The sequence below is a fragment of the Sphingobium sp. KCTC 72723 genome, assembly GCF_014280435.1.
Taxonomy (GTDB): Bacteria; Pseudomonadota; Alphaproteobacteria; order Sphingomonadales; family Sphingomonadaceae; genus Sphingobium.
In genome coordinates, this window is record NZ_CP060388.1 from 1,645,737 (window position 1) to 1,671,878 (window position 26,142).

Genomic DNA, 26,142 nt, shown 5'->3' on the forward strand with positions numbered 1-26,142 from the left:
ATACAGCAACGTGCTCCCGCGCAGGCGGGAGCCCAGCTCAACCGTCCCGACTGGGCTCCCGCCTGCGCGGGAGCACTTTATAGTCAATTTCGGAGCATCTCCATGCTGACCGCCCACACCGTCCTCCCCCACGGCCACTGGTCCGGCCCCGCCGCCGACCATATCATGCTGGATCATGACGCGCGCCACCGCCGCCGCTGGGTCTATACCGCCGATCATGGCACGCTGTTCCTGCTCGATCTGGCGCGCGCCACGGTGCTGAACCATGGCGACGCGGTGCAACTGTCCGACGGTCGCCTCATTGAAATCCTCGCCGCGCCCGAAGCGCTGGTCGAAGTGACCGCCACGGACCCATCCGCGATGATCCGCCTCGCCTGGCATATCGGCAACCGGCATCTGCCCGCCGAACTGCACCCCCACGCCATCCGCCTGCGCGACGATCATGTCATCAACGCCATGCTGTTGGGGCTGGGCGCGACCGTCACCAAAATCCACGCCCCGTTCACGCCCGAAGGCGGTGCCTATTCCGGCGGCGGCCACGATCATGGCCATCATCATCACGGCCACGACCATAACCACGATCACCACCATCACGACCATGCTGGCTGACGCCGCGCTCCACCGCCTGCTGGCCTGGACCTCCCCTTCCTATCCGGTGGGCAGCTTCACCTACAGCCACGGCCTGGAAACAGCGGTCGAGGATGGCCGCATCACTACGGCCGCCCATGTCACTGCCTATGTCGAAGCCGTGCTGGCGCGCGGTGGCGGCTGGATCGACGCTGTGCTGTTCGTCCACGCCCACCGCGCCGCGCAGGACGATGCCGCCTTCGACGCCCTCTCCGAACTCGCCGCCGCCTTCCGGGGCAGCAGCGAAACCGCGCTCGAAAGTCGGCAGCAGGGCGGCTCCTTCCTCTCGGTCACGCGCAAAGCCTGGCCCCACCCCGCGCTGGACGCTTTCGCCGCGCGCAATGGCGATCACCCGATCGCCCACGCCACCGTCATGGCGCTCGCCTGCGCCGTCCACGCCATCCCGCTCGAACCCGCGCTGCACGGCTGGCTTCACGCCACTGCCGCCAATCTCGTCTCGGCGGGCGTGCGGCTTGTGCCACTGGGCCAGACCGATGGCCAGTTGGCGCTGGCCGCGCTATCCCACGCCATTCCCGCCATTGCCGCAAAAGCGCTCGCCACCCCGCTCGACGACCTCGGCACCGCCGCCCCGGACCTCGAACTTGCCAGCCTGTCCCACGAAACACTCTATACAAGGTTGTTCCGCTCATGAATCCGGTTCTTTCTGGCAACAACGGTCCCCTTCGCGTCGGCATCGGCGGCCCGGTCGGCTCCGGCAAGACCGCGCTGACCGACCGCCTGTGCAAGGCGATGCGCGACCATTATAACATCGCCGCCATCACCAACGACATCTACACCCGCGAAGATGCCGAATTTCTCACCCGCTCCGGCGCGCTGGTGCCTGAACGGATCATGGGCGTGGAAACCGGCGGCTGCCCGCACACCGCGATCCGTGAGGATGCCAGCATCAACCTGGCCGCCGTGGATACGATGAGCCGCAAATTCCCCGGCCTCGAACTCATCTTCATCGAAAGCGGCGGCGACAATCTGGCCGCCACCTTCTCGCCCGAACTGGCCGACATCACCATCTACGTCATCGACGTATCGGCGGGCGACAAGATCCCGCGCAAAGGCGGCCCCGGCATCACCCGCTCCGACCTGCTCCTCATCAACAAGATCGATCTCGCCCCCTTCGTCGGCGCGGACCTCAATGTCATGGACCGGGACGCAAAGAAGATGCGCGGGCAGCGCCCCTTCCTCTTCACCAACCTGAAAGACAATATCGGGCTACCCGCCGTCATCGACTTCATCGTTGCGACCGGCGGCCTGCGCCCCTTCCCCGCCGCGATCTGATGGACCGCGCCGCCTATGTCCTGCGCGAAAAGCGGCTCTACAATAAGTGGGTCGCCAGCCAGACATTGGAGGATTATGCCCTGCGCTACACTGCCGACAGCGCCCGGCGCTGGTCGGCGGGGCAGGTCGCCAATACCGCGATCGGCGCGACCGCCTTCCTCGCCTGCGAAGCGATCGGCGCGTCGATCACCCTGACCTACGGCTTTGCCAACAGCGTCGCGGCCATCGCCGCCGCCGTCGCCCTGATGTTCGTCATCGGGCTGCCCATCGCCTATCACGCCGCCAAACATGGGCTGGACATCGACCTGCTCACTCGTGGCGCAGGGTTCGGCTATCTTGGCTCCACCCTCACTTCGCTCATCTACGCCAGCTTCACCTTCCTGCTCTTTTCGGTCGAAGCGACCATCATGGCCGTCGCGCTCACCGCGATGACCGGGATGCCCATGAGCATCGCCTATCTGGTCAGCGCGCTGGTCGTCATCCCCATCGCCCTGTACGGCATGAGCGCCATCACCCGGTTTCAGAATGCGACGCAAGGGCTATGGATCGCGCTGCAAATCGCCCCCATCGCCTATATACTCTGGTCCGGTCCGGCCGCCCTTTCCCAATGGTCGCGCTTCACTGGCCAGCTTGGCGCACCCGACGGCAGCGTCAGCCTGCTCTATTTCGGCTTCGCCCTCTCCACGCTCCTCTCCCTTTTGCCGCAAATCGGCGAGCAGGCGGATTATCTCCGCTTCCTGCCCAGCGCGCAAAAGATCGGTAAAGGCAAATGGTGGGCCGCCATGCTCGCTGGCGGCCCCGGCTGGACGCTCATCGGGGGGCTAAAGCTGCTGCTTGGCTCCTGGCTCGCCCATTATCTGATCGGCAGCGCCGCATCGGCCAGCGATGCCGCCAGCCCGACCGTCATGTTCCAGACCATCTTTACCGCCATGTCGGGCCATGCCGGGCTGTCGCTGGTGCTGACTGGCCTGTTCGTCATCATCTGCCAGCTCAAGATTAACGTCACCAACGCCTATGCAGGCTCCATCGCCTGGTCCAATTTCTTCGCCCGCCTGACCCACAGCCACCCCGGCCGCGTCGTGTGGCTGCTGTTCAACGTCCTCCTCGCGCTGCTGCTGATGGAAGTCGGCATTTTCGACGCGATCGAAGCGATCCTGATCCTCTACGCCACGGTGGCTGCGGGCTGGATCGGCGCGCTCGCGGCCGACCTCATGATCTCCAAGCCGCTGCGCCTCTCGCCCGCCGGAATCGAATTCAAACGCGCCCATCTCTACGACATAAACCCCGTCGGCATCGGCGCGATGCTCCTGTCCATCCTGATGTCGGGCAGCGCGCATCTGGGCCTGCTTGGGCAACTGGCGCAGGCATTCGCCCCGGTGATCGGCATGGCGGTCGCGTTCACCGCCGCGCCGGTGATCGCGCTCATCACCCATGGCCGCTACTATATCGCCCGCCGCTCCCACTGGGCCGACGGCGCGGAAACCAAGACCTGCATCATCTGCGAAAACGCCTTTCAGCCTGTCGATATGGCGCATTGCCCGATGTATGCCGCGCCGATCTGCTCGCTCTGCTGCACGCTGGAGGCGCGCTGCCACGACCGCTGCAAATCCGACAGCCGCGCCACGCAACAAGCGGCGCGCTGGCTCGAACGCCTCCTGCCCGGCGGCATAGCGCGCCACGTCCATACGCCCGTGGGCCATTTCATTGCGGTCATGACGCTCATCACGCTCGCCAATGCCGGGATCATGAGCGGCGTCGCCTGGCAATTCGCCCGCCGCGCACCTGCCGCCGCGACTCAGATCAACAGCCTGATGCTCGGCCTGTTCCTCCTCTTCTCGCTCATCGGCGGCGTGATCGCCTGGATGATCGTGCTGGCGCATCAAAGCCGCCGCACCGCGATGCAGGAAAGCGAACATCATGTGCAAAAGCTGATGGAGGAGGTGATCGCCCACGACATCACCGGCGCGGAACTGCAAAAGGCAAAGGAAGCCGCCGAATCCGCCAACGCCGCCAAAAGCCGCTATCTGGTCAGCGTCAGCCACGAAATCCGCTCGCCGCTCAACTCCATATACGGCTATGCGCAACTGATGGAGCGCGGCCACGACATCGCGCCCGTGGAAGCCGCCAAGATCATTCGCCGCAGCGCCGAACATCTGACCAATCTGGTCGAAGGACTGCTGGACATATCGCAGGTCGAAAGCGGCGTGTTGCGCATCAGCAGCGAAACCGTGCGCCTTGCCCCTTTCGTCGATCAGATCGCCAACATGTTCCGCCCGCAGGCGCAGGCAAAGGGCATCGACTTTCTGTTCGAACGCCCCGACCAACTGCCCGATTTCGTCCGCACCGACCAGAAACGCCTGCGCCAGATCCTCATCAACCTGCTGTCCAACGCGATCAAGTTCACCCGCTCCGGCGCAGTCACCTTTCGCGTCGCCTATCGCAGCCAGATGGCGACGTTCGACATCATCGACACCGGCCTTGGCATCGCCCCCGATGACCTGAAGCGCGTGTTCGACCCCTTCGAACGCGGCAGCAACCCCGACGCGCAACGGCAAAAGGGCATCGGCCTTGGCCTGTCGATCACCCAGGCGCTGGTCCAGATATTGGGCGGCGACCTGTCCGTCGTCAGCGAAGCGGGGCGCGGAACCCAATTCACCGTCCGCCTGATGCTCGGCCATGTCGCCAACCCGGTGGAGGATGCGCCGCCGGTGGACCGGATATCCGGCTATGTCGGCGACCGCCGCAAAGTGCTGCTGATCGACGATGATCCCGCCCAGGTCGCGGTGCTGCGCGGCCTGCTCGAACCGCTCGACTTCACCGTGATGGAGGCATTGAGCGGGCGTGCGGGGCTGGAAATAGCCGCGCACGAAGCGCCCGACATCGTCCTGCTCGACATTTCCATGCCCGGCGAATCCGGCTGGGACATCAGCCGGGCATTGCGCGAAACATTGGGCGGCGCGGTGCGCATCATCATGGTGTCGGCCAATGCGCATGAATATCATCGCGGCGGCGACGGGCAGGCGGCACATGACATGTTCCTGATGAAGCCGGTCGATCTCGACGCGCTGCTGGACGCGATCGCCGATCAGCTTCATATCCGCTGGACCGGCGACGCGCCGCTGCCACCCGTCCCTGCGCCGGACGACCTGACCCTGCCCGACCTGCCGGAGGACGCGCTGCCGATTCTGGCCGACATCGAACATAAAGCCATCATCGGTCATGTGCGCGGCATCGAATCGAGCATCCGCGCGCTGGAGGAAGCCGTGCCGCACGCCCGGCCGCTCGCCGCCCGGATGCTCGCCCATCTCGACCGTTTCGACCTCAAGGGGCTGATAAAAATCATAAGGGCCGTAAAATGACCACCCCTACCCCTCACAGCGATACCGTTCTCGTCGTGGACGACACGCCCGAATCGCTGCGCTTTCTGACCGACACGCTGGAGGCGGCGAACATCTCCGTCCTCATCGCTACCAGCGGCGAAGCCGCGCTCGAACTGCTCGCCCATGTGACTCCCGACCTCATCCTCATGGATGCGGTCATGCCCGGCCTCGACGGCTTCGAAACCACCCGCGCTATCAAACAGACGCCACGCGGCGCCCCGGTGCCGATCATCTTCATGACCGGCCTGACCGAAAGCGAACATGTCGTCCATGCGCTGGAGGCTGGCGGCGTCGATTATGTGCGCAAACCCATCGTGGTCGAGGAACTGCTCGCCCGCGTCCGCGTCCATATGGCCAATGCGCGCCAGACGCAGGGCGGCCATTATGCGCTGGACGCCACTGGCCGCAACCTGATCGCCGTTGGTGCGGATGGCGTGCTGTCCTGGCGCACGCCGGGCGCGGACCGGTTGATGGAAGCGCTTGAACCCGGCTGGTCACGCACCGACGCCACACTCCCCACCATGTTGCGCGCACCCGTCGCCCGCCTCCTGCCGCAGGATCTGCCCGCCGGCACCACGATCAAGACCGAAAGCCCCGGCGGCGACACCGTCGAACTCATCATCGTCGGCCGCCCCCGCCGCGACGAAACCCTCGTCCGCCTCAACCATCTCGACCCGCAAGCCGACATCGCCCGCTTGCAAAGCCATTTCGGCCTGACCCAGCGCGAAGCCGAAGTGCTGCTCTGGATCAGCTACGGCAAGCCCAACCGCGTCATCAGCGAAATCCTGGTCATCAGCCCGCGCACCGTGAACAAGCATCTGGAACAGATTTTCGAAAAACTGGGCGTGGAAACACGGGCAGCGGCGGCAGCCTTCGCTGTAAGAGTGATCGCGCATTAAGGGAGCGATGGGCAGCGCGGAATAACCCTCACTACGGCGGCGACGGCGGCTGCACGCAAAAACTGACGATCAACTCGCTCATCGTCGCGATCGTCGTCGGCAATGCTTCGATGATCGCGCGCCGCCCATCCTGTTCATGGCCGCGCCGCCTGACCAGTCCACTGGTTTCCAGCCTGTTCAAATGCCGCAACGCCGTCGTCATTGGCGCTCCGCTGGCATAGCATAGTGACGTCACGCTCGAAGGCCGTGCTTCGCTCGTATCAGCGATCAGCGCGAGCAGCATGTTCCAGCCGGGATCGGCAACTGGCTGCCCTATCACTTCGCCGCGCCGCAGGGATGATCGGTGAAATTGTTTGGCAATCGCGCCGACATCGGCAATCGCGACGGGAATATCTGCCTGTTGCTCGAAATCGGGATCGACCTGCGCATTGGCCCGGATGAGTTCGATCAGAGCATCAAGCACGACAGGCCCAATTCCCAATTTCACCATATGATGCCTGATTTCGCGCAGCCGGTTTGGCATCGCATTCCCTCTTTCCCATATAGACAGGCGCAACCTGTCTTTAGGGGAATGATGCTGAACCTACTTTCGTTACGCAAATGAAATTTCACGCAATTACAAACTATTATCAAAACATATGTTAAACAAAGCCGCTGATCGACATGGGTTCAGGGTGACGATACCCTATCGTCTGAAACCAGAATTTCGCGCGACGCAGGAGGTTAATTCCCCTCCAACCCCGCCAGCATCTCGCTGCTCACCGGCACCCCCTCACGCATCGCCCTTTCGCGCGCGGCAAAGCGCCGGTCGCCCGGCATCCGCGCCTGCCCCGCCTCGCCCAGCGCCTCGACCAACTGCTCCACCCGCGCCGCAAAGCCCGCGCCGGAACCCCCGCGCGCCGGGTCGATCAGGATCACGCATTCCCCGGTGCAGGGCGTCTGCGCGCCGGGATGCGCCGACCAGTCGACCTCATGCGAAAACAGCCCGCCGGTCAGCGCAGCGGCCATGATCTCGATCATCATTGCGATCGACGCACCCTTATGCCCACCAAAGGCCAGCAACGCCCCGCCGTTCAACACCGCGTGCGGATCGGTCGTCGCCACGCCTGCCGCATCCACGCCAACACCGGGCGGCAGCGCCCGCCCCTCCCGCGCCGCAATCTGCACATCGCCATGCGCCATCACGCTGACGGCCTGATCGAACACCACGATCTTGCCGTCCCCACGCGGCGCAGCGAAAGCCAGCGGGTTAGTGCCATAGACGGGTCGCTGCGCCCCTTCCGGCACGACCACTGCCATACTGTCCACCATCGCCAGCGCCACCAGACCAGCCTCCGCAAACGGCTCCACATCGGGCCATAGCGCGCCGAAATGATGCGACCGCCGGATCGCGATCACGCACGCCCCGGTTTCTCGCGCCCGCTCCATCGCCAGCGGGGCCGCCGCCGCCAGTGCAGGCTGGGCAAAGCCATTGGCCGCATCGACCCGCAGGAAGGACGCGCCTGCATCCTCCACCACCGGCACCGCCGCGCCATCCACCCACCCGCTGCGCAGCGTCGCTACATAGCCTGCCATGCGAAACAGCCCATGGCTCGCCGCCCCGTCCCGCTCCGCCCCGGCACAGTTGCGCGCCAATATCGCCGCATTGGCCCGCGACACGCCATGCGCCACGAACACCCGCTCCAGCAGCGCGACCAGCGCCTCGAAATCCATATGCGTCATGCCGTCATCCCCGCCCCGTTCACCCACGCCCGCCATACGCCATTTGCCCTATTGCACCGCCCTTCTCGCCGCCCAGACTGCCGCCCATGGCCAACGACCCTCTCGATCTCGACGCCCTGCGCCGCCTCTATGCCGGCACCGGCGGCGCGGACATTCACGATCCCCATTTCCGCGACGTCGCCGGGCTGCAATTCAAAAATGGTGACAAGCGCCGCTGGCCCTTCGCCCAGCCCTCCACTTTGCTCGACGCCCCCTATATCGCGGGCGGCCTGACGCGCGAAACGCTCGATGCGCTGGACGTCGCGCTCATCGGCGTGCCGATGGACCTTGGCGTCACCAACCGCCCCGGCGCGCGTTACGGCCCGCGCGCCGTCCGCGCGGTCGACCGCATCGGTCCCTACGAACATGCGCTGCGCATTGCGCCCATGAACCACCTCAACGTCGCCGATGTCGGCGACGTGCCGATGCAGAGCCGCTATGACCTGTCGCTGTGCCACGCCGACATAGAGGAATGTTACGCCATGATCGGCGCGACAAAGGCCATCCCCCTCTCGGTCGGGGGCGATCACAGCATCACCGGATCGATCATGAAGGGGCTGGCCGCCGCACGCGGGCCGATGGGCATGGTCCATTTCGATGCGCATTGCGACACCGGCGGCATCTATGAAGGCTCCAAATTCCACCATGGCGCGCCCTTCCGCGAAGCCGTGCTGGCAGGCGTGCTGGACCCCAGACGCTGCATCCAGATCGGCATCAGGGGCGGGGCGGAATATCTGTGGGAATTTTCCTACGCCAGCGGCATGACCGTCATCCATGCCGAAGAATGCGCGCGCGTCGGCATGGACGCCGTGGTCGCAAAAGCCCGCGAAACCGTCGGCACCGGACCCACCTATGTCACTTTCGACATAGACGGCCTCGACCCCGTATACGCTCCCGGCACCGGCACCCCGGAAGTCGGCGGACTTTCGACGCGCGAAGCGCTGACCCTGCTGCGCGGTCTAGCGGGCATCGACATCATCGGCGGCGACGTGGTGGAGGTCGCACCCGAATATGACCCCACGACCCTGACTGCGCAGGCCGCCGCGCAAATGCTGTTCCAGTTGCTCTGCCTCGTCCAACTCCGCGCATGACCGTCACCACCGCGCCCGAACCAGCCTTGCGCCGGGGCGTCACCGGACCCGGCTTCTTCGCGCTCGCTTTCGGTACGATCGTCGGGTCGGCATGGATGGTGCTGATGGGCGAATGGGTCAGTCCCGCCGGGCCGGGCGGCGCAGTCCTTGCCTTCATGGGCATGACCCTGCTGATGGTCCCCATCGCCGCCGCCTATGCCGAACTGGTCGCCCGCGTGCCGCGCGCGGGCGCGGAATTCGTGTTCGTCGAACGCGCCTTCGGCCGCTGGCCCGGCTTCGTCACCGGCTGGTTCCTCACCCTCTATTTCATCGGCATCGCCGCATTCGAAGGGCTGGCGCTTTCCTGGTTCCTCGAAAATCTCTTTCCCGCGCTCGCCGGGCAAACCCCGCTCTACACATTGCTGGGCAAGCCGGTCAGCGCGATGGATCTGGGCGTGGGCCTGACCGGCGCGATCGTCATGACATGGCTCAATGCGTCGGGCGCGACCGTGGCGGTGGGGTTTCAGAAAGTCGTGACCTTCGCCTTCCTCGCCGCCTCCGCCCTGCTGGTCGTGATCGGCTTTGCACAGGGCGACCCGGCCAACTGGCACCCCCTGTTCGAATCGGCGCAGGGACGCAGTTTTGGCGGCGGCATGTTCGTGATGCTGGGCGTCGCGGGCATGTGGCTCGCCGGGTTCCAGACCGCAGCCTCAGCGGTGGAGGAACGCGCGCCCGGCACCAGCTTCACCACCGTCGCCCGCGCAATGATGGGCGCAGTCGCCGTCGCGGCAATCTTCTACAGCCTCATCATCCTCGCCTCCGCCTCGCTCATCCCCTGGCATGATCTGAACAGCGGCGCGCTGCCTGTCGCCGCCGCTTTCGACCATGCGCTGGCGGGCGGCGTCGCGACGAAGGGCATCCTGCTCGTCGCCATGGCCTCCCTGCTCAAGACATGGAACGCCATGCACCTGTCGGCCACCCGCGTCATCCTGGCGCAGGCGCGGGCGGGCATCCTGCCCGCCACTCTTGCCCATATCGACGCCCGCACCGGCGCACCCCGCCGCGCCGCGCTGCTGGTCGGTCTTTGCACCTGCCTTGGCGTGCTGGCCGGGCGCGGCGCGATCGGCCCGATCATCTCGATGGGGACCATGTGTACCACCGCCATCGCCGCGCTCGCCCTGTTCGCGCTGATGCGCCTGCGCGCCACCGACAGCAGCGGCGAAAAACCCGCCTTCCTCCTCCCCGGCGGCAAGCCCCTGCTGGCCACCATCGCCATCGGTGCAACCATCGTCGCCACCGCCGCCATCGCCACCCCCTTTGGAATAAGCGCGGGGATGCCCGTGGAAATCTGGCTGATGCTCGGCTGGCTGGCCGTGGGTGTCGCGCTGGTAACGGGTCGCCACGTCATGACCCGCCCCCAAAATCCTCCCCCACAGGGGGAGGATGTGCCGTGACCGCCCGACCAAAACTGTCGTCCAACCCGCTTTTACCGCAATAAAATATTTCCCTCCGGCCCCCAAGCGCCTAAAGGCACCAGACTATCGCTTGAAGGACGCCTCCCATGCCTGCCTATCGTTCCAGAACCACCACCCACGGCCGCAACATGGCGGGCGCGCGCGGATTGTGGCGCGCGACGGGCATGAAGGATGAGGATTTCGGCAAACCGATCATCGCCGTCGTCAACAGCTTCACGCAGTTCGTCCCCGGCCATGTCCACCTCAAAGACCTCGGCCAACTGGTCGCGCGCGAAATCGAGGCGGCGGGCGGCGTCGCCAAGGAATTTAACACCATCGCGGTCGATGACGGCATCGCCATGGGCCATGGCGGGATGCTCTATTCGCTCCCCAGCCGGGATCTTATCGCCGACAGCGTCGAATATATGGTCAACGCCCATTGCGCCGACGCCATGGTCTGCATCTCCAATTGCGACAAGATCACGCCCGGCATGTTGATGGCCGCCATGCGCCTCAACATCCCCGCCGTGTTCGTCTCCGGCGGGCCGATGGAAGCGGGCAAGGTCGTCATGCGCGGCAAGGAAGTCGCGCTCGATCTGGTCGATGCCATGGTCGTCGCCGCCGACGAAAGCTATACCGACGAAGAAGTCGCGACCATCGAACGCTCCGCCTGCCCCACCTGCGGCAGTTGCTCCGGCATGTTCACCGCCAATTCGATGAACTGCCTGACCGAAGCGCTTGGCCTCTCGCTCCCCGGCAACGGTTCGACATTGGCCACCCATTCGGACCGCGAACGGCTGTTCCGCGAAGCGGGCCATGTCATCGTCGACATTACCAAACGCTATTATGAACAGGACGACGCCAGAGCCCTGCCGCGCAACATCGCCAGCTTCAAGGCGTTCGAAAACGCCATGAGCCTGGACATTGCGATGGGCGGATCGACCAACACCGTCCTGCATCTACTCGCCGCCGCGCATGAAGGCGGCGTCGATTTCACCATGGCCGACATCGACCGCCTGTCCCGCCGCGTCCCCTGCCTGTGCAAGGTCGCACCGGCAAAGCAGGATGTGCATATGGAGGATGTCCACCGCGCCGGTGGCATCATGGCGATATTGGGCGAACTGGAACGTGCGGGCCTGATCGACACCTCGCTGCCCACCGTCCACAGCCGCACCATGGCCGACGCGCTGGCCCGCTGGGACATTGGCCGCACCAACAGCGAAGAAGTCCGCAGCTTCTACCGCGCGGCCCCCGGCGGCGTGCCGACCCAGACCGCCTTCAGCCAGTCCGCCCGCTGGGAAGAACTGGACATCGACCGGGAAAATGGCGTCATCCGCTCGGCCGAACATGCCTTCTCGCAGGATGGCGGCATCGCCGTCCTCTACGGCAACCTCGCGCCCGAAGGCTGCATCGTCAAGACGGCGGGCGTGGACGACTCCATCCTCATATTCCACGGCACCGCGCGCGTCTATGAAAGCCAGGACGCTGCCGTCGCGGGCATTTTGGGCAATGAAGTCAAGGCGAACGATGTCGTCGTCATCCGCTATGAAGGGCCAAAGGGTGGCCCCGGTATGCAGGAAATGCTGTATCCCACCAGCTATCTGAAATCGAAAGGTCTGGGCAAGGCCTGCGCGCTCATCACCGACGGACGCTTTTCCGGCGGCACGTCGGGCCTCTCGATCGGCCATGTCTCGCCTGAAGCTGCCGAAGGCGGCCTGATCGCCCTCGTTCAGACCGGTGACCCGATCGTCATCGACATTCCCGCCCGCGTCATCAAGGTCGATCTGGACGACGCCCTGCTGGCCGAACGCCGCGCCGAAATGGAAAAGATGGGTGCCAAGGCGTGGAAACCCTTCGGCCGCAAACGCGCCGTCTCCCCCGCCCTGCGCGCCTACGCCGCCATGACCACCAACGCCGCCAGAGGCGCGGTGCGGGATGTAAGCCAGATCGAGAAATAATCAGTAAAAGTCCCTCCCCTTCAGGGGAGGGGTTGGGGTGGGGGCTATCCGCATGACTCAACGCCTGAGGCACACCCCCACCCCCGGCCCCTCCCCTAAAGGTGAGGGGTGAAGAATTATGCCACCCCCAACCTTACCCCATGCCAGCGCAAATGCGCCTCCATGAACGTAGCGATGAAATAATAGCTATGATCATAGCCCTCGCGCATATTCAGCGTCAGGTCGATCCCCGCCGCCGCACACGCCGCGCGCAGTAACTCCGGCCGCAATTCCTTTTCCAGAAACCCGTCCGCCGCCCCCTGATCGACCAGCAGAGCGTCGACCCGCGCCCCATCCTCGATCAGCGCGACCGCATCATGCTTGCGCCACGCCGCGACATCCTCGCCCAGATAGCCCCCCATCGCCTTTTGCCCCCACGGCACCTGTCCCGGCGCAACGATCGGCGCGAATGCCGACACCGCCCGGAACCGCTCAGGAAAAGTCAGCCCGATGGTCAACGCCCCATGCCCGCCCATCGAATGGCCCATGATCGACTGCCGCCCCATATCGGCGGGAAACTGCGCCGCGATCAACGCAGGCAATTCCTCCGTCACATAGGACCACATCCGATAATGGGTCGCGAACGGCGCCTGCGTCGCATCGACATAAAATCCCGCGCCCAGCCCAAAATCCCACGCGCCGTCCGGGTCATCGGCCACCCCATCCCCACGCGGTGACGTATCGGGCGCAACGAAGATCAGTCCCAGCTCCGCGCACACCCGGCGATACTCGCCCTTGTCGGTCACATTGGCATGGGTGCAGGTCAGCCCCGACAGATACCACACCACCGGCAATTTCGCGCCGGGCGCGTGCGGCGGCACGAACACGGAAAAGCGCATGTCCGTCCCCGTCACGGCGGACGCATGGCTATAAACTCCCTGCACCCCGCCGAACGCGCGCGCTTCCGACACCGTCTCCATCGTCAAAACACGACGACCGAACGGATGCTCTCACCTGCGTGCATCAGGTCGAACCCCTTGTTGATCTCATCCAGCGTCAAAACATGGGTGATCATCGGGTCGATCTCGATCTTGCCGTTCATATACCAATCGACGATTTTCGGCACATCCGTCCGCCCCTTCGCCCCGCCAAAGGCCGTCCCGCGCCAGTTGCGCCCGGTGACGAGCTGGAACGGCCGGGTGGAAATTTCCTTGCCCGCTTCGGCCACGCCAATGACGATGCTGGTCCCCCACCCGCGATGGCACGCTTCCAGCGCCTGCCGCATCACTGTCGTATTGCCGGTGCAATCGAACGTATAGTCCGCCCCGCCATCGGTCAGCGCGACCAGATGCGCCACGATGTCGCCGTCCACATCCTTGGGATTGACGAAATGGGTCATGCCGAACTTGCGGCCCCATTCTTCCCGGTCCGGGTTGATGTCGACGCCGACGATCATGTTCGCGCCCGCCATCCGCGCGCCCTGCAACACGTTCAGGCCAATGCCGCCCAGCCCGAACACGATCACATTGTCGCCCACCTGCACCTTGGCCGTGTTCACCACCGCGCCGACGCCCGTGGTCACGCCACAACCGATATAGCAGCTCGTCTTAAACGGCGCGTCCTCACGAATCTTCGCCAGCGCGATTTCGGGCAACACCGTGAAGTTGGAGAATGTCGAACAGCCCATATAATGAAAGATCGGCTGCCCCTTATAGCTGAACCGGGTCGTGCCATCGGGCATCAATCCCTTGCCCTGCGTCGCGCGAATGGCGGTGCACAGGTTGGTCTTGCCCGACAGGCACGACTTACACTGGCGACATTCGGGCGTATAAAGCGGAATGACATGATCGCCCGGCTTCACCGACGTCACCCCGGCACCGACTTCGCGCACGATCCCCGCGCCCTCATGCCCCAGGATCGACGGGAAAATCCCCTCGCTGTCCAGCCCGTCCAGCGTATAGGCGTCGGTGTGGCAAATCCCCGTCGCCATAATCTCCACCAACACCTCGCCCGCCTTTGGCCCTTCCAGATCCAGCTCGACGATTTCCAGCGGCTTCTTCGCCTCGAAAGCAACGGCGGCGCGGGTTTTCATGGGGACACTCCTTGGCACAACAATGACAGGCCCAACCCCTAGCAATATCCCGATGCTGCGATAAGTCGGCTTTTGGGCAATATATTGTGCCAGTGCAGGGATAATGATGGCCGCCTGCTAAGGATAACCCGCTTCCTTCCGATGCCGCACGGCCAACAGCACCACGACATCCTGCTCGACGCGATACAACACGACATAACCGCTATTCCCGAAATCAATCGGCTTTTCTCGATATTCCGGGTCCATATCCTCTACCGGGCGACCGATGCGCGGTTGCTGCGCCAATATTCTGACCCCCGCCCTGATCGCCCCAACTGCGCGCTTCGCAGCCTCTGCATCCTTGGGCAACAACCAGCGATAGAGCCGCTGAACATCGGCCAGCGCCTCCGCCGTCCAGATCAGTCGTGACACGGCGGCAGGTCCGCATCCTCACCGGCTTCCAGCCTGGCCAGCCAGCTATCGGCCTCATCGACGCTCAAATGCAGACCTGTCTGCTGATACCCCTCCCACGCCTGCATGGCATCCTGCTTCAACGCCTCGCGCTTTTCCTCACGCTCGACATATTGCGCAATCGCCTCCCGCATGATCCAGTGGGAACTGCGACGACGCGCCTCTGCCAGATGCTGCACGCGGCCCTTCATATCCTCGTCCAGCTTGATCGATGTTGCCGTCACCATGTCGCCCGCTCCGCAGCAAAAGGTAATACCTGTCGCTACATTAGACTATTTGACTCAGGCCGTCTATCGCAAGCCCCCCTCAAAACGCCCCCGCCTCCAACGCCATCATCGCCCCCGCGCCCGCCTGCACCTGCGCGGCCAGTCCATGCGCCTGCGGCAACACCCGCGCGGCATAATAGTCGGCCAGTTGCCGCTTGCTCTGATGCAGCGCACTGTCGCCCGGTGCCGCCGCCATCCGCGCCCACATCCAGCCGAAGGATACCAGCGCGAACAGCCGTAGATAATCGACCGCCGCCGCGCCCGTTTCCTCCACACCCGCACCGCGCAGCCCCGCCGTCACGTCGCGCAACAAAGCCAGCGCCACCCGCGTCTGCGCCACCACCGCACCGGCATCGCCCGCCGCGTCCAGATCGGCGTCGATCAGCGCGAAGAAGCCCTCGACCACAGCCCCCCCGCCCAGCGGCAGCTTGCGCCCCACCAGATCCATCGCCTGCACCCCATTGGTGCCTTCGTAAATCTGCGCGATCCGGGCGTCGCGCACATATTGCTCCATCCCCCATTCGCGAATGTAGCCATGCCCGCCCAGCACCTGCTGCGCCTGCACCGCGCTCTCAAACCCGAAATCGGTGAAGGCCGCCTTCACCACCGGGGTCAGCAGCGCCACCATCGCGTCCGCCTTCGCCCGCTCCCCCGCGTCGCTATGATGCTTTGCTCGGTCCAACTGCAACGCCGTCCACCCGGCCAGCGCCCGCCCGGCCTCCACGAACACCCGGATGTTCAACAACATCCGCCGCACATCGGCATGGTCGATGATTGCCACCGGCCCGGTCGCGCCATCGGCGCTGCGCCCCTGCAAACGATCCTTGGCATAGGCCGCCGCCTGCCCATAGGCCGCGCCCGCAATGCCCAGCCCCTGTATGCCGACCATCAACCTCTCAGCGTTCATCATCGTGAACATCGCCGCCAGCCCGCGATTCGGCTCGCCCACGATCCACCCGACAGCGCCGTCATAATGCATCACGCAGGTCGGCTGCGCATGGATGCCCATCTTCTTTTCCAGCGCGCCGACCGACAGTGTGTTGCGCGCGCCATCGGGCAGGATTTTCGGCACCAGAAACAGGCTGATCCCCTTCACCCCCGGCGGCGCATCGGGCAGGCGCGCCAGCACCAGATGGACGATATTGTCGGCCATGTCATGGTCGCCGGAAGAGATGAAAATCTTTTGCCCCGTCACCGCAAAACTGCCGTCGCCCAACGGTTCGGCCTTGGTCTTGAGCAGCGCCAGATCGGTCCCCGCGCTGCTTTCGGTCAACGCCATCGCGCCGGTCCATTGCCCCGTCACCAGCGGCTCCAGATAGGTCGCCTTCAATGCATCGCTGCCATGCGCCGCAATCGCTTCCGCCGCGCCGCGCGTCAGGCCGGGAAACAGCCCGAAGGACAGGTTCGCCGCCGACAGCATTTCATCCAGCCACAGTTGCAGCAGGAACGGCAATCCCTGCCCGCCATGGGCGGGATCCCCCGCCAGTGCGGGCCATCCCGCTGCCACGAATTCGCGATACGCATCGGCAAAGCCCAGCGGCGTCACCACCACGCCATCGACCAGCCGGCTGCCCTGCTCGTCACCTTCGCGATTGAGCGGCGCCAGCCTCTCCGCGCACAGCTTCCCCGCTTCCTCCAGCACCGCCGACGCCAGGTCCGCATCGACCTCCAGCCCCAATTCCGCCATCGCCGCGTCGAAACCCAGCACCTCGCGCATCAGGAAGCCATAATCCTCGATCGGGGGGGAATAAGTCTGCATCGCCGGTCAGCCTCTCTGTCGTTCCACCACGCCTATACCAAACACTTGTTACAGTTTCAACAAGCGCGACTCTATGTCCATCTTGCTGTCGCCGATGGCCTTATTTCGCCGTGCCGCCCTCATGCCGGAACAGCCGCGCCACCTGCCGCGCCACATCCTGAACGCCCAGCCTTCCGGGCCGATACCAGTCCGCCACCGCGTTCAGTTGCGACAGCAACAGGTTGCGATAGATCGACCTGTCGACATCGTCGGGCAGCGGCAGCCCCTCGACGATCAGGCGGAAAACATCCTCGAAATCGTCGCGCCGCGCCACCAGCTGCGCCCGCACCGCATCCGGCACTTCGCGGAAATCATTCATCATCGGCATCGTGATCGAATCGGGGTCCAGTTGCACCTCCAGCAATGCAACGCACGCCGCCTCCAGCCGGTCCCACGGGTCGTCCAGCGGCGCGACTGCCGCCACGATCCGCGCTTCCGCTCCGTCCAGCGCCATATTGTGCAATTCCACGAACAACCCGTCCTTGGACTTGATATGGTGATAGAGCGACCCGCCCCGCACCCCCGCCGCATCGCCAATGTCGCGCATCGACGTGCCGCGATAGCCCTTGCGCGCGAACAGTTGCGCGGCCACCGCCAATATCTCGCCACGCCGCCCGCGCAGCCCTTCGTCGCTCACGTCATTCTCCCCCGTCTTGGCCCGGATGCAGCCGATACCCTATGCCCAGTTCATTGCCGATGATCCGGGGCCGCTGCGGGTCCGCCTCCAGCTTCTGGCGCAACGACCGCACCAGCACCCGCAGATATTCGACATGATGCTCATGCTCGTTTGGCCACACATGGTCCATGATCGCCCGGTGCGTAATCACCCGCCCCGGAAAGCGCGCCAGCAATTCCAGCACGCCATATTCCTTGGGCGTCAGATGCACTTCCACCCCGTCCCGCGTCACGATCCGCGCCGTCAGGTCGATCGTCACCGCGCCTGCGCTCACCGCCGTCACGCCGCCGCCGCGCGTCATCCGGTTGCGCAACGCCACTCTGACCCGCGCCAGCAATTCGTCGGTGTCGAACGGCTTGGTCAGATAATCGTCCGCGCCCAGATCCAGCGCTGCCACCTTCTCGTCCGTCGCATCGCGCGCCGACACGATGATCAGCGTCGTGTCCGATTCCCGCTTGATCAACGGCACCAGTTCCAGCCCGTCCCGGTCCGGCAGCCCCAGGTCCAGCAGGCTGATGTCGGGCCGTTCCCGCCGCAGCATCTCCAGCGCTTGCCTGCCCGTTCCCGCCTCAACCGTCGCATAGTCCGCCCGCGCCAGCGCCACCTGAATCAACCGGCGGATCGCGGGTTCATCATCAATGATCAGCACCTTGTGGCGATGGCTCATGGCATGTCCTTTTGCGCAACATCGGCGACGATCAGGCTGTCGGGCAGGTGCAGCGTGAACAGCGCCCCGGCCGGAGCCTGCGCATTGCCTGCCTCTACCTGCATCTCCATCGCCTGCGCAAATCCCTTGACGATGGCAAGCCCCAGCCCCGTGCCATGCCGCACCCGGTCGGACCCCTCCAGCCGGGTGAACGTATCGAAAATCCGCGTCTCCGCCCCCGCCGCTATCCCCGGTCCCTCGTCCCGCACCGACAGCGCGATGGCATCGCTCGTCCGCGCCGCCGCGATCGTCACCGGCGTATCGGGGTCGCCATAGCGCCCGGCATTTTCCAGCAGGTTGATAAGAATATGGTGCAGCAAAACCGGGTCCACCCGCACCAGCGGAATGTCCGGCGCGATGTCCACCTGCACCGCGCGCCCGGTCAGCGCCTGTCGGCAATCCTGCACTGCGCCAGCCACGGCGTCGAACAGGTCGGTCGGCTCGACCTTCATCGGCAAAGCGCCTGCCTCCACCCGCGCCATGTCCAGCAGGTTGGCAACGAAGCGGTTGAGCCGCAACGCTTCCCCCTCCACCGTATCGACCAGCACGCCGGGATGCTCGCGCCGCAATTCATGCACCGCCGACAATATCGTCGTCAGCGGCGTGCGCAGGTCATGCCCGACCGACGAAAGCAGCGCCGAGCGCAGCCGGTCCCGCTCGCTAATGTGCCGCGCATCCAGCATCTGTTCCTCCAGCGCCATCCGGTCCAGCGCCACCGCCGCCTGATCCAGCAGGCTCATCAGCAACGGCACCTGATCGCTGCGCAACGGCTCGCCCGCATCGTCGCGCGCCAGCCCCAGCACGCCCAGCACCCCGCGCTGCGTCCGCAACGGATGAAACAGCCAGTCGGACGCGGTCAGCGTGGACGATCCCCGCCCGGCGGGCTGCGCATTGTCCATCGCCCATTGCGCCGCCGCTTTCTCGATCTGGTCCATCCGGTCCTCCGGCGGGTAAGCCGCGTGCAATTGCGGCCCGTCGGCCGATGGCAGCAACAACACGGTCCGCACCCCCAGCAACCGCGCGACCTCCGCGCAGATGCCCTGCATCAGTTCGTCCTGACTGGCCGCCGCCATCAACTGGCGCGAAAACCCGGCCAGCGCCGCATTCTGCCGCGCGCTCGCCTGCGCCAGCATCGCCTGCGCCCGCACCCCGGCAGCAAACTGGCTGGTGACGATCGCCACGCCCAGCAGCACGAGGATGGAGATGACATTTTCCGGGTTGCTCACCGTCAACGTGCCGGTCGGCGGCAGGAAGAAGAAATTATAGGCCAGACTCGACGCCAGCCCCGCAAACAGGCCCGCACGCAAGCCAAAGCTGGCCGCCGCAAACATCACCGGCACCAGATAGAGCAGCGCGATATTGCCCAGCGCAATTCCCTGCACCAGCAATCGGCCAATCACCGTCATCGCCGCCACGCTCAGCACCGACCACAGATAATCGCTCGGCCTGCCCCAACCGCCCGCCGCCCGCCGTCCCCGCGACCGCACCGGCGCTTCGCCATCGCCCGGCAACACATGCACCGCCACCTGGCCGATGTCGCGGACCAGCCGGTCGACCACTGACCCATGCCGCCGCTCGAACCACCAGGACCGGGCAGACTTGCCGATCACGATCTGGGTGGCATGGGCGTCCACCGCGAAACTCTGCAACCCCTCGACAATGCCTTGCGCCGGAATCGTCGCCGTCGCCCCGCCCAGCCGCGACGCCAGCGCCAGCGTATCGGCCAGCGCCTGCCGCTCCTGCGCGCTGAACCCCGCGCTGCGCCGCGTCTCGATATGCACTGCCGTCCATGGCGCGCGCAACGCATCGGCCAGCCTTTTGCCCGCGCGCACCAGCCCCGGCCCGCCCGGCTGTTCACTGACCGCCACGACCACGCGCTCGCCCACGGCAAAGCTGCCCGCCAGCGCATGGGCGCGGACATAATCCAGCATCTGCGCGTCGATCGCCTGCGCCGCCCGCCGCAACGCCAGTTCGCGCAGCGCCGTCAGGTTCGACTTGGAAAAGAAATGATGCAGCGCCCGGCTGGCTTCGGCGGGGATATAGACTTTCCCCTCCTTCAACCGCTCGATCAGTTCGTCGGGCGGCAGGTCCACGACCACGATCTCCGCGCTTTCCAGCACGGAGTCCGGCACAGTCTCGCGCACCCGCACCCGCGTAAAGGACGCCACCACATCGTTCAGGCTCTCGATATGCTGGATGTTCAGCGTGCTATGCACGTCGATCCCCGCGTCCAGCAATTCCTCGACATCCTGATACCGCTTGGGGTGGCGGCTGCCCGGCGCATTGCTGTGCGCCAGTTCGTCGACCAGCACCAGCCCCGGCCGCCGCTCCAATATGGCGTCCAGATCCATCTCGCTAAGGCCGTGGCCCTGATGCTCGACCCGGCGGCGCGGCACGATCTCATGCCCCTCGACCAGCGCCTGCGTCTCCGCCCGGCCATGCGTCTCAACCACGCCGATCACGACATCGACTCCGCTTTTGCGCAGCCGCGCCGCATCGGTCAGCATCTCATAGGTTTTGCCGACCCCCGGCGCCGCGCCCAGCAATATCTTCAACCGCCCGCGCCCTTCCTGCGCCGCCTGACGCAGGAAGGCTTCGGGGGCCGGGCGATGTTCCTGCTTGCTCACCGTGCAGGCGTATCGCCAATCGCGTCCAGTTGTCGATTAAGTTCCAGCACATTGACGCGCGGCGCACCGATAAATCCGGCAATAGGCGTTTCGACCGCTCCCTCGACCAGCGCCCGCACCCGCGCCACGGGAAGCTGCCGGGCAGCGGCCACGCGCCCGACCTGATAGAAAGCCGCCTCCGGGGAGATATGGGGGTCAAGCCCGGAAGCGGAGGCCGTCACCAGATCGCCAGGAACCCAATCAGGCGGAACAGGGAAATCTGGTGCCGTATCTTTCAACCGCGCAACATCGCCCTTCACTCGGTCCACCAGCGCCTGCGACGTGGGACCAAGGTTGGAGCCGGACGATGCCATCGCGTCATAACCCGCCCCCGCCGCCGAAGGCCGCCCGGTAAAGTAGCGCGGATCGGCAAAAGCCTGCCCGATCAGCGATGACCCGATGACCCGGCCCTTCGCCTCGATCAGGCTGCCATTGGCTTGCCGGGGAAAGACCATCTGCCCCACCCCGGTCATCGCCAGCGGATAGGCGATCCCCAGCAGCAGCGCGAACAACAGGGTCAGCACCAATGCTGGCCGCAACGACGTGACTATATCCTTGCCCATGGCTGATCCTTTCAGGCCAGACCCAGGCCGCTGACGGCCAGGTCGATCAATTTGATGCCGACAAACGGCGACAGCAGCCCGCCCAGCCCATAAATGGCCAGGTTCCGCGCCAGCAGCGGTCCCGCGCCAATGGGGCGATAGGTCACGCCTTTCAGCGCCAGCGGCACCAGCAACGGAATGATGATCGCGTTGAAGACGATGGCAGACAGGATCGCGCTCTGCGGACTGTTCAGCCCCATCACGTTCAACAGGCCCAGCCCCGGATACAGCACCACGAACATGGCCGGGATGATCGCGAAATATTTCGCCACGTCATTGGCGACTGAAAAGGTCGTCAGCGCCCCGCGCGTCATCAACAATTGCTTGCCGATGCCGACCACCTCGATCAGCTTGGTCGGGTCACTGTCGAGGTCGACCATATTGCCCGCCTCACGCGCCGCCTGCGTGCCGGTGTTCATCGCCACGCCGACATCCGCCTGCGCCAGTGCGGGCGCATCATTGGTGCCATCGCCGCACATCGCGACCAGCCGCCCGCCCTCCTGCTCCTTGCGGATCAGCGCCAGCTTGTCCTCAGGCGTCGCCTGAGCGAGGAAATCGTCGACCCCCGCTTCCGCCGCAATCGCCGCAGCGGTCAGCGGATTGTCGCCGGTGATCATCACCGTGCGAATACCCATCGCCCGCAATTCGCCGAACCGTTCGCGAATACCCGCCTTCACCACATCCTTCAGGAATATCGCGCCCAGTAATCGTCCGTCCTGCGCCACGGCCAGCGGCGTGCCGCCCGCGCGCGCAATCTCGTCGGTGATCCGCCGCAATTCCGCGTCATCGCGGGTCGGCGTCCCCAGCGCCTTCAGCACCGAATCCACGGCCCCCTTGATGATCCGCTTGTCGCCGATCTGCACCCCGGAAATCCGGGTCTGCGCGGTAAAGGGAATGACCTGCGCCCCGTCGGGCAAGGCCTGCGCCGACTGGCCGAACTGCTCGCGCGCCAGCACCACGATAGACCGGCCCTCCGGCGTTTCATCGGCCAGACTGGCAAGCAAGGCCGCCTCCGCCAGCGTCGCTGCACTCACGCCACCCACGGCCCGAAACGCACTCGCCTGCCGGTCGCCCACCGTGATAGTCCCGGTCTTGTCGAGCAGCAGCACGTCGATATCGCCCGCCGCTTCCACCGCCCGGCCCGACTTGGCCAGCACGTTGAACCGCACCAGCCGGTCCATGCCCGCAATACCAATCGCCGACAGCAACGCCGCGATGGTCGTAGGGATCAGCGTGATGAACAACGCCGCCAGCATCGACACGGGGATGGTCCCGCCCGCATAGGTCGCAAAGCTGGGGATCGTCGCCACCGCGATCAGGAAGATGATGGTCAACCCCACCAGCAGCAGCGTCAGCGCAATTTCGTTGGGCGTCTTCTGCCGCTCCGCCCCCTCGACCAGCGCGATCATCCGGTCGAGGAAACCCTGCCCCGGATTAACCGTCACCCGCACCCGGATTGCGTCCGACAGCACCCGTGTTCCCGCCGTCACCGCCGACCTGTCGCCGCCCGCCTCACGAATCACCGGCGCGGATTCGCCGGTAATCGCCGCTTCGTTGACCGAAGCCACCCCCGCTATCACTTCGCCATCGGCGGGGATCAGGTCGCCCGCCTCCACCAGCACGATATCGCCCATCCGCAACGCGCTGGCCGGCACGCTCTCGCTCTCCCGCCCGTCGCCTTTCAGACGCCGTGCCGTCAGTTCCGCCTTGGCCGCGCGCAACGACGCGGCCTGCGCCTTGCCCCGCCCCTCGGCAATCGCTTCGGCAAAGGTGCCGAACAACACCGTCAGCCACAGCCAGATGACCAGTTGCAGCTTGAACCCTGTTCCCAGTTCGTCGCTGCCCACGACCAGCAAGATCGTCAGCAGCACCGCGACGATCGCGGTCGTGAACATCACCGGATTGCGGATGAGTTGCCGGGGCGACAATTTTCGAAACGCTTCGCCGATCGCAGGCAGGATCAGGTCAGCGGTAAAGAGCGATTTGGACGCTGTGCGTGCCATGTCGTGTCTCCGTTCAGAAGGTTTGGCCACGGATCATCGCGAGATGATCGGCAACCGGGCCAAGGGCGATGCTGGGCAGGAAGGTCAGGCCACCCACGACCAGCACGATGCCGATCAGCAGGCCCGTCCACAGCGGCCCGGTCGTCGGAAAAGACCCCGCCGTCTGCGCCACAGGCGTCTTGGCCGCCAGCCCGCCGGCAATGGCCAGCATCGGCACGATGACGAAGAAGCGCCCGATCCACATCGCCACACCCAGCATCCCGTTATAAAAGGGCGTGTTGGCGCTCAGCCCGGCAAAGGCCGACCCGTTATTCCCCGTCGCACTGGTGAAGGCGTAGAGGATTTCGGAAAAGCCATGCGGTCCCTTGTTCAACGGCCCGGCCAGCCCCGCCTGCGTCACGCTGGCAATGGCGGTAAAGCCCAGGATGATGAGCGGCAGCACCGCAATCGCCAGCACCGCCAGCTTCACTTCGCGCGCCTCTATCTTCTTGCCGACATATTCGGGCGTCCGCCCGACCATCAGCCCCGCAACGAACACGGCCAATATGGCGAACAGCAGGAAGCCGTAAATGCCCGCCCCCACCCCGCCGACGACGACTTCGCCCAGTTGGATATTGAACAGCGGCACCATCCCGCCCAGCGCAGTAAAGCTGTCATGCATCGCATTGACCGCCCCGCACGACGCTGCCGTGGTCACGACCGAAAACAGGGCGGACGCCGCGATGCCGAACCGCACCTCCTTGCCCTCCATATTGCCGCCAGCCACGCCAAGGCCATGCAGCATTGGATTGCCCGCCGCTTCCTGCGCATAAACTATGGTGACGCCGATCAGGAATATGGTCAGCATAGCCGCCAATATCGCCCAGCCCTGCCGCGTGTTGCCCACCGCCTTGCCGAACGTCCATGTCAGGCCGAACCCAATGACGAAGATCGACAGCATCTGCACGAAATTGGTGATGGCGTTCGGATTTTCGAACGGATGCGCGCTATTGGCGTTGAAGAAGCCGCCACCATTGGTGCCTAGCATCTTGATCGCTTCCTGGCTGGCGACCGGACCCAGCGCAATGACCTGTTTCGCGCCTTCCAGCGTCGTCGCCTCCACCGATCCGCTCAGCGTCTGCGGCACCCCGCTGCCGATCAGGAACAGCGCATAGACGATCGAAACCGGCAGCAGCAGATACAGCGTCACCCGCGTCACATCGGCCCAGAAATTGCCGATTCCCCTGGCGTTCTTCCGCGCAAAGCCGCGAAACAGCGCGAACGCCAGCGCGATGCCGGTCGCCGCCGACAGGAAATTATGGATGGTCAGGCCCAGCATCTGCGACAGGTTCGACATGGTCGATTCCCCGCCATAGCTTTGCCAGTTGGTGTTGGTCGCAAAACTGACCGCCGTATTGAACGACAGGTCCGCGCTCAAACCCGGATACCCCAGCGGATTGAGCGGCAACCCGCCCTGCAACCGCAAGATTGCATAGGTGAAGAACAACAGCACCGCGTTGAAGATCAGCATATGCACGGCATAGCGCCGCCAGCTTTGCTCCGCCGTCGGATCAATCCCCGCCAGCCTGTAAAAGCCGCGCTCGATTGGTCCCAACACGCCATGCAACGGCGTGCGCCGCCCCTCATAAAGCGCAAACAGCCACATCCCCACCGGCTTGGTCAGCGCCAGCAGCACGGCGACGAAGGCCAGGATCAAGGCCCATCCCTGCAATGTCATGACAGCCCTCCCCCCTAAAAGCGTTCGGGCCGCGCCAGCGCAGCGACGAGATAGGCAAGAAGGCCCAGCGCGGTAACCGCCGCCAGCCACAGGTCGATGGTCATGATGCCGTCCCTCCCTTGTCGCACAGCGCGGCATAGCCAAGACTGGCCGACAACAGCATGAGGGTGAGGCCGATCCAGAGGATGTCCTGCATGAAAAACGCTCCCGCACCATGCGGCCGCAACAGGCGGCACGAACCATGTGCAGTCAGGCAAGTAGGACAGGCGCGCGTTGGAATACGAGACGCAAGGCCGCGCCATCGCATAGTATTTGCATATGATTGGGCAATGGACCGACGCACCGTCGCCCTGCGCGAACCTGCCGGTTCAGCTGGTCAGGTCGTCAGCCTCGTAAAAGGGCCGGATTTCGATTTCGCTGGGTCCGGGCATCGGATTGGGGCAGCGCTTTACCCACGCCACGGCCTCGTCCATGTCCTTGACCTCCCACAGCCAGAAGCCCGCGACCAGCTCGCCAGTGGCGGCGAACGGTCCGTCGATGACGGTCCGCTCGGCTCCGTCGAACGCCACTCGCTTGCCGGACGAGGATGGCTTCAGGCCATCGGCAAAGCGCAATATGCCCGCCGCGCGCAGTTCGTCGTTGAACCGTCCCATCGCCGCCATGGCATCGGGCGTGGCAACGAAGCCGCGTTCGCTATCCACGGTCGCCTTGACCAGCACCATCACTTGCATCGCCCGCCTCCGGT

Annotated in this window: 23 protein-coding genes; 8 read left to right on the plus strand and 15 right to left on the minus strand. The window is 65.0% G+C overall.

The window, feature by feature from the left end; translation table 11 throughout:
* Positions 1–102 precede the first annotated feature (102 nt).
* The 5 genes from ureE to SPBM01_RS08290 are packed head-to-tail and all read left to right on the plus strand — an operon-like array spanning position 103 to position 6,199.
* Positions 103–609 (plus strand): urease accessory protein UreE, encoded by a 507-nt coding sequence (ureE, locus tag SPBM01_RS08270; protein ID WP_188064992.1) that lies wholly within the window; start codon positions 103–105, stop codon positions 607–609.
* Positions 545–1,279: an urease accessory protein UreF gene (locus tag SPBM01_RS08275; RefSeq protein ID WP_262504365.1), complete on the plus strand. Its 735-nt coding sequence runs from the start codon at positions 545–547 to the stop codon at positions 1,277–1,279. The genes ureE and SPBM01_RS08275 overlap by 65 nt, the downstream gene beginning before the upstream one ends.
* Positions 1,276–1,920, plus strand: coding sequence for an urease accessory protein UreG (gene ureG, locus SPBM01_RS08280; protein WP_188064994.1), 645 nt, complete (start codon positions 1,276–1,278; stop codon positions 1,918–1,920). Before SPBM01_RS08275 ends, ureG begins: the two co-directional genes overlap by 4 nt.
* A complete protein-coding gene (locus tag SPBM01_RS08285) occupies positions 1,920–5,279 on the plus strand; it encodes an ATP-binding protein (protein WP_188064995.1) in 3,360 nt (1,119 codons plus the stop codon). The genes ureG and SPBM01_RS08285 overlap by 1 nt, the downstream gene beginning before the upstream one ends.
* A complete protein-coding gene (locus SPBM01_RS08290) occupies positions 5,276–6,199 on the plus strand; it encodes a DNA-binding response regulator (RefSeq protein WP_188064996.1) in 924 nt (307 codons plus the stop codon). The genes SPBM01_RS08285 and SPBM01_RS08290 overlap by 4 nt, the downstream gene beginning before the upstream one ends.
* A 31-nt stretch (positions 6,200–6,230) precedes the next feature.
* Here SPBM01_RS08290 and SPBM01_RS08295 read toward each other — a convergent pair whose 3' ends face one another.
* Both SPBM01_RS08295 and SPBM01_RS08300 read right to left on the minus strand, forming a co-directional pair.
* Positions 6,231–6,662, minus strand: a complete 432-nt coding sequence (locus tag SPBM01_RS08295) for a hypothetical protein (RefSeq protein WP_188064997.1) — start codon at positions 6,660–6,662, stop codon at positions 6,231–6,233.
* A 260-nt stretch (positions 6,663–6,922) separates the two neighbouring features.
* Positions 6,923–7,957, minus strand: coding sequence for an Ldh family oxidoreductase (locus tag SPBM01_RS08300; protein ID WP_262504366.1), 1,035 nt, complete (start codon positions 7,955–7,957; stop codon positions 6,923–6,925).
* 50 nt (positions 7,958–8,007) lie between these two features.
* On the opposite strand from SPBM01_RS08300, the gene speB reads away from it, so the two are divergent.
* The 3 genes from speB (at position 8,008) to ilvD (ending at position 12,442) form a co-directional block, all read left to right on the plus strand.
* Positions 8,008–9,051, plus strand: a complete 1,044-nt coding sequence (speB, locus tag SPBM01_RS08305; RefSeq protein ID WP_188064998.1) for an agmatinase — start codon at positions 8,008–8,010, stop codon at positions 9,049–9,051.
* Complete coding sequence (locus SPBM01_RS08310; protein ID WP_188064999.1) at positions 9,048–10,484, plus strand: APC family permease; 1,437 nt, start codon at positions 9,048–9,050, stop codon at positions 10,482–10,484. Before speB ends, SPBM01_RS08310 begins: the two co-directional genes overlap by 4 nt.
* Before the next feature lie 107 nt (positions 10,485–10,591).
* Positions 10,592–12,442, plus strand: coding sequence for a dihydroxy-acid dehydratase (ilvD, locus tag SPBM01_RS08315; protein WP_188065000.1), 1,851 nt, complete (start codon positions 10,592–10,594; stop codon positions 12,440–12,442).
* A gap of 116 nt (positions 12,443–12,558) precedes the next feature.
* On the opposite strand, the gene fghA is transcribed toward ilvD, so the two are convergent.
* The 13 genes from fghA to SPBM01_RS08380 form a co-directional block, all read right to left on the minus strand.
* Entirely contained in the window at positions 12,559–13,401 is an 843-nt protein-coding gene (gene fghA / locus SPBM01_RS08320) for an S-formylglutathione hydrolase (RefSeq protein ID WP_188065620.1), read from the minus strand.
* Positions 13,402–13,403: 2 nt separating this feature from the next.
* Positions 13,404–14,513: an S-(hydroxymethyl)glutathione dehydrogenase/class III alcohol dehydrogenase gene (locus tag SPBM01_RS08325; RefSeq protein ID WP_188065001.1), complete on the minus strand. Its 1,110-nt coding sequence runs from the start codon at positions 14,511–14,513 to the stop codon at positions 13,404–13,406.
* A gap of 117 nt (positions 14,514–14,630) precedes the next feature.
* Positions 14,631–14,924: a type II toxin-antitoxin system RelE/ParE family toxin gene (locus SPBM01_RS08330; protein WP_188065003.1), complete on the minus strand. Its 294-nt coding sequence runs from the start codon at positions 14,922–14,924 to the stop codon at positions 14,631–14,633.
* Positions 14,912–15,190: a CopG family ribbon-helix-helix protein gene (locus SPBM01_RS08335; protein ID WP_188065005.1), complete on the minus strand. Its 279-nt coding sequence runs from the start codon at positions 15,188–15,190 to the stop codon at positions 14,912–14,914. The genes SPBM01_RS08330 and SPBM01_RS08335 overlap by 13 nt, the downstream gene beginning before the upstream one ends.
* Positions 15,191–15,269: 79 nt before the next feature.
* Positions 15,270–16,988: an acyl-CoA dehydrogenase gene (locus SPBM01_RS08340; RefSeq protein WP_188065007.1), complete on the minus strand. Its 1,719-nt coding sequence runs from the start codon at positions 16,986–16,988 to the stop codon at positions 15,270–15,272.
* Positions 16,989–17,088: 100 nt separating this feature from the next.
* Positions 17,089–17,664: a TetR/AcrR family transcriptional regulator gene (locus SPBM01_RS08345; protein WP_262504367.1), complete on the minus strand. Its 576-nt coding sequence runs from the start codon at positions 17,662–17,664 to the stop codon at positions 17,089–17,091.
* A gap of 1 nt (position 17,665) precedes the next feature.
* Positions 17,666–18,370: a response regulator transcription factor gene (locus SPBM01_RS08350; protein WP_188065009.1), complete on the minus strand. Its 705-nt coding sequence runs from the start codon at positions 18,368–18,370 to the stop codon at positions 17,666–17,668.
* Positions 18,367–21,036, minus strand: coding sequence for a sensor histidine kinase (locus SPBM01_RS08355; RefSeq protein WP_188065011.1), 2,670 nt, complete (start codon positions 21,034–21,036; stop codon positions 18,367–18,369). The genes SPBM01_RS08350 and SPBM01_RS08355 overlap by 4 nt, the downstream gene beginning before the upstream one ends.
* Complete coding sequence (gene kdpC, locus SPBM01_RS08360; RefSeq protein WP_188065013.1) at positions 21,033–21,638, minus strand: potassium-transporting ATPase subunit KdpC; 606 nt, start codon at positions 21,636–21,638, stop codon at positions 21,033–21,035. The genes SPBM01_RS08355 and kdpC overlap by 4 nt, the downstream gene beginning before the upstream one ends.
* An 11-nt stretch (positions 21,639–21,649) precedes the next feature.
* Positions 21,650–23,680 (minus strand): potassium-transporting ATPase subunit KdpB, encoded by a 2,031-nt coding sequence (gene kdpB / locus SPBM01_RS08365; RefSeq protein WP_188065014.1) that lies wholly within the window; start codon positions 23,678–23,680, stop codon positions 21,650–21,652.
* Between the two features lie 13 nt (positions 23,681–23,693).
* A complete protein-coding gene (gene kdpA / locus SPBM01_RS08370) occupies positions 23,694–25,397 on the minus strand; it encodes a potassium-transporting ATPase subunit KdpA (protein ID WP_188065016.1) in 1,704 nt (567 codons plus the stop codon).
* Between the two features lie 14 nt (positions 25,398–25,411).
* On the minus strand, positions 25,412–25,501 hold the full coding sequence (kdpF, locus tag SPBM01_RS08375; RefSeq protein ID WP_188065018.1) for a K(+)-transporting ATPase subunit F: 90 nt from the start codon (positions 25,499–25,501) through the stop codon (positions 25,412–25,414).
* 264 nt (positions 25,502–25,765) lie between these two features.
* Positions 25,766–26,128 (minus strand): YciI family protein, encoded by a 363-nt coding sequence (locus SPBM01_RS08380; protein ID WP_188065020.1) that lies wholly within the window; start codon positions 26,126–26,128, stop codon positions 25,766–25,768.
* Between the last annotated feature and the right edge of the window lie 14 nt (positions 26,129–26,142).

Coding starts and splice junctions, on each gene's coding strand:
- ureE (WP_188064992.1), top strand. CDS start 103: ATGCTGACCGCCCACACCGTCCTCCCCCACGGCCACTGGTCCGGCCCC.
- SPBM01_RS08275 (WP_262504365.1), top strand. CDS start 545: ATGGCCATCATCATCACGGCCACGACCATAACCACGATCACCACCATC.
- ureG (WP_188064994.1), top strand. CDS start 1,276: ATGAATCCGGTTCTTTCTGGCAACAACGGTCCCCTTCGCGTCGGCATC.
- SPBM01_RS08285 (WP_188064995.1), top strand. CDS start 1,920: ATGGACCGCGCCGCCTATGTCCTGCGCGAAAAGCGGCTCTACAATAAG.
- SPBM01_RS08290 (WP_188064996.1), top strand. CDS start 5,276: ATGACCACCCCTACCCCTCACAGCGATACCGTTCTCGTCGTGGACGAC.
- SPBM01_RS08300 (WP_262504366.1), bottom strand. CDS start 7,957: ATGGCGGGCGTGGGTGAACGGGGCGGGGATGACGGCATGACGCATATG.
- speB (WP_188064998.1), top strand. CDS start 8,008: ATGGCCAACGACCCTCTCGATCTCGACGCCCTGCGCCGCCTCTATGCC.
- SPBM01_RS08310 (WP_188064999.1), top strand. CDS start 9,048: ATGACCGTCACCACCGCGCCCGAACCAGCCTTGCGCCGGGGCGTCACC.
- ilvD (WP_188065000.1), top strand. CDS start 10,592: ATGCCTGCCTATCGTTCCAGAACCACCACCCACGGCCGCAACATGGCG.
- fghA (WP_188065620.1), bottom strand. CDS start 13,401: ATGGAGACGGTGTCGGAAGCGCGCGCGTTCGGCGGGGTGCAGGGAGTT.
- SPBM01_RS08325 (WP_188065001.1), bottom strand. CDS start 14,513: ATGAAAACCCGCGCCGCCGTTGCTTTCGAGGCGAAGAAGCCGCTGGAA.
- SPBM01_RS08335 (WP_188065005.1), bottom strand. CDS start 15,190: ATGGTGACGGCAACATCGATCAAGCTGGACGAGGATATGAAGGGCCGC.
- SPBM01_RS08340 (WP_188065007.1), bottom strand. CDS start 16,988: ATGCAGACTTATTCCCCCCCGATCGAGGATTATGGCTTCCTGATGCGC.
- SPBM01_RS08350 (WP_188065009.1), bottom strand. CDS start 18,370: ATGAGCCATCGCCACAAGGTGCTGATCATTGATGATGAACCCGCGATC.
- kdpC (WP_188065013.1), bottom strand. CDS start 21,638: ATGGGCAAGGATATAGTCACGTCGTTGCGGCCAGCATTGGTGCTGACC.
- kdpB (WP_188065014.1), bottom strand. CDS start 23,680: ATGGCACGCACAGCGTCCAAATCGCTCTTTACCGCTGACCTGATCCTG.
- kdpA (WP_188065016.1), bottom strand. CDS start 25,397: ATGACATTGCAGGGATGGGCCTTGATCCTGGCCTTCGTCGCCGTGCTG.
- kdpF (WP_188065018.1), bottom strand. CDS start 25,501: ATGACCATCGACCTGTGGCTGGCGGCGGTTACCGCGCTGGGCCTTCTT.
- SPBM01_RS08380 (WP_188065020.1), bottom strand. CDS start 26,128: ATGCAAGTGATGGTGCTGGTCAAGGCGACCGTGGATAGCGAACGCGGC.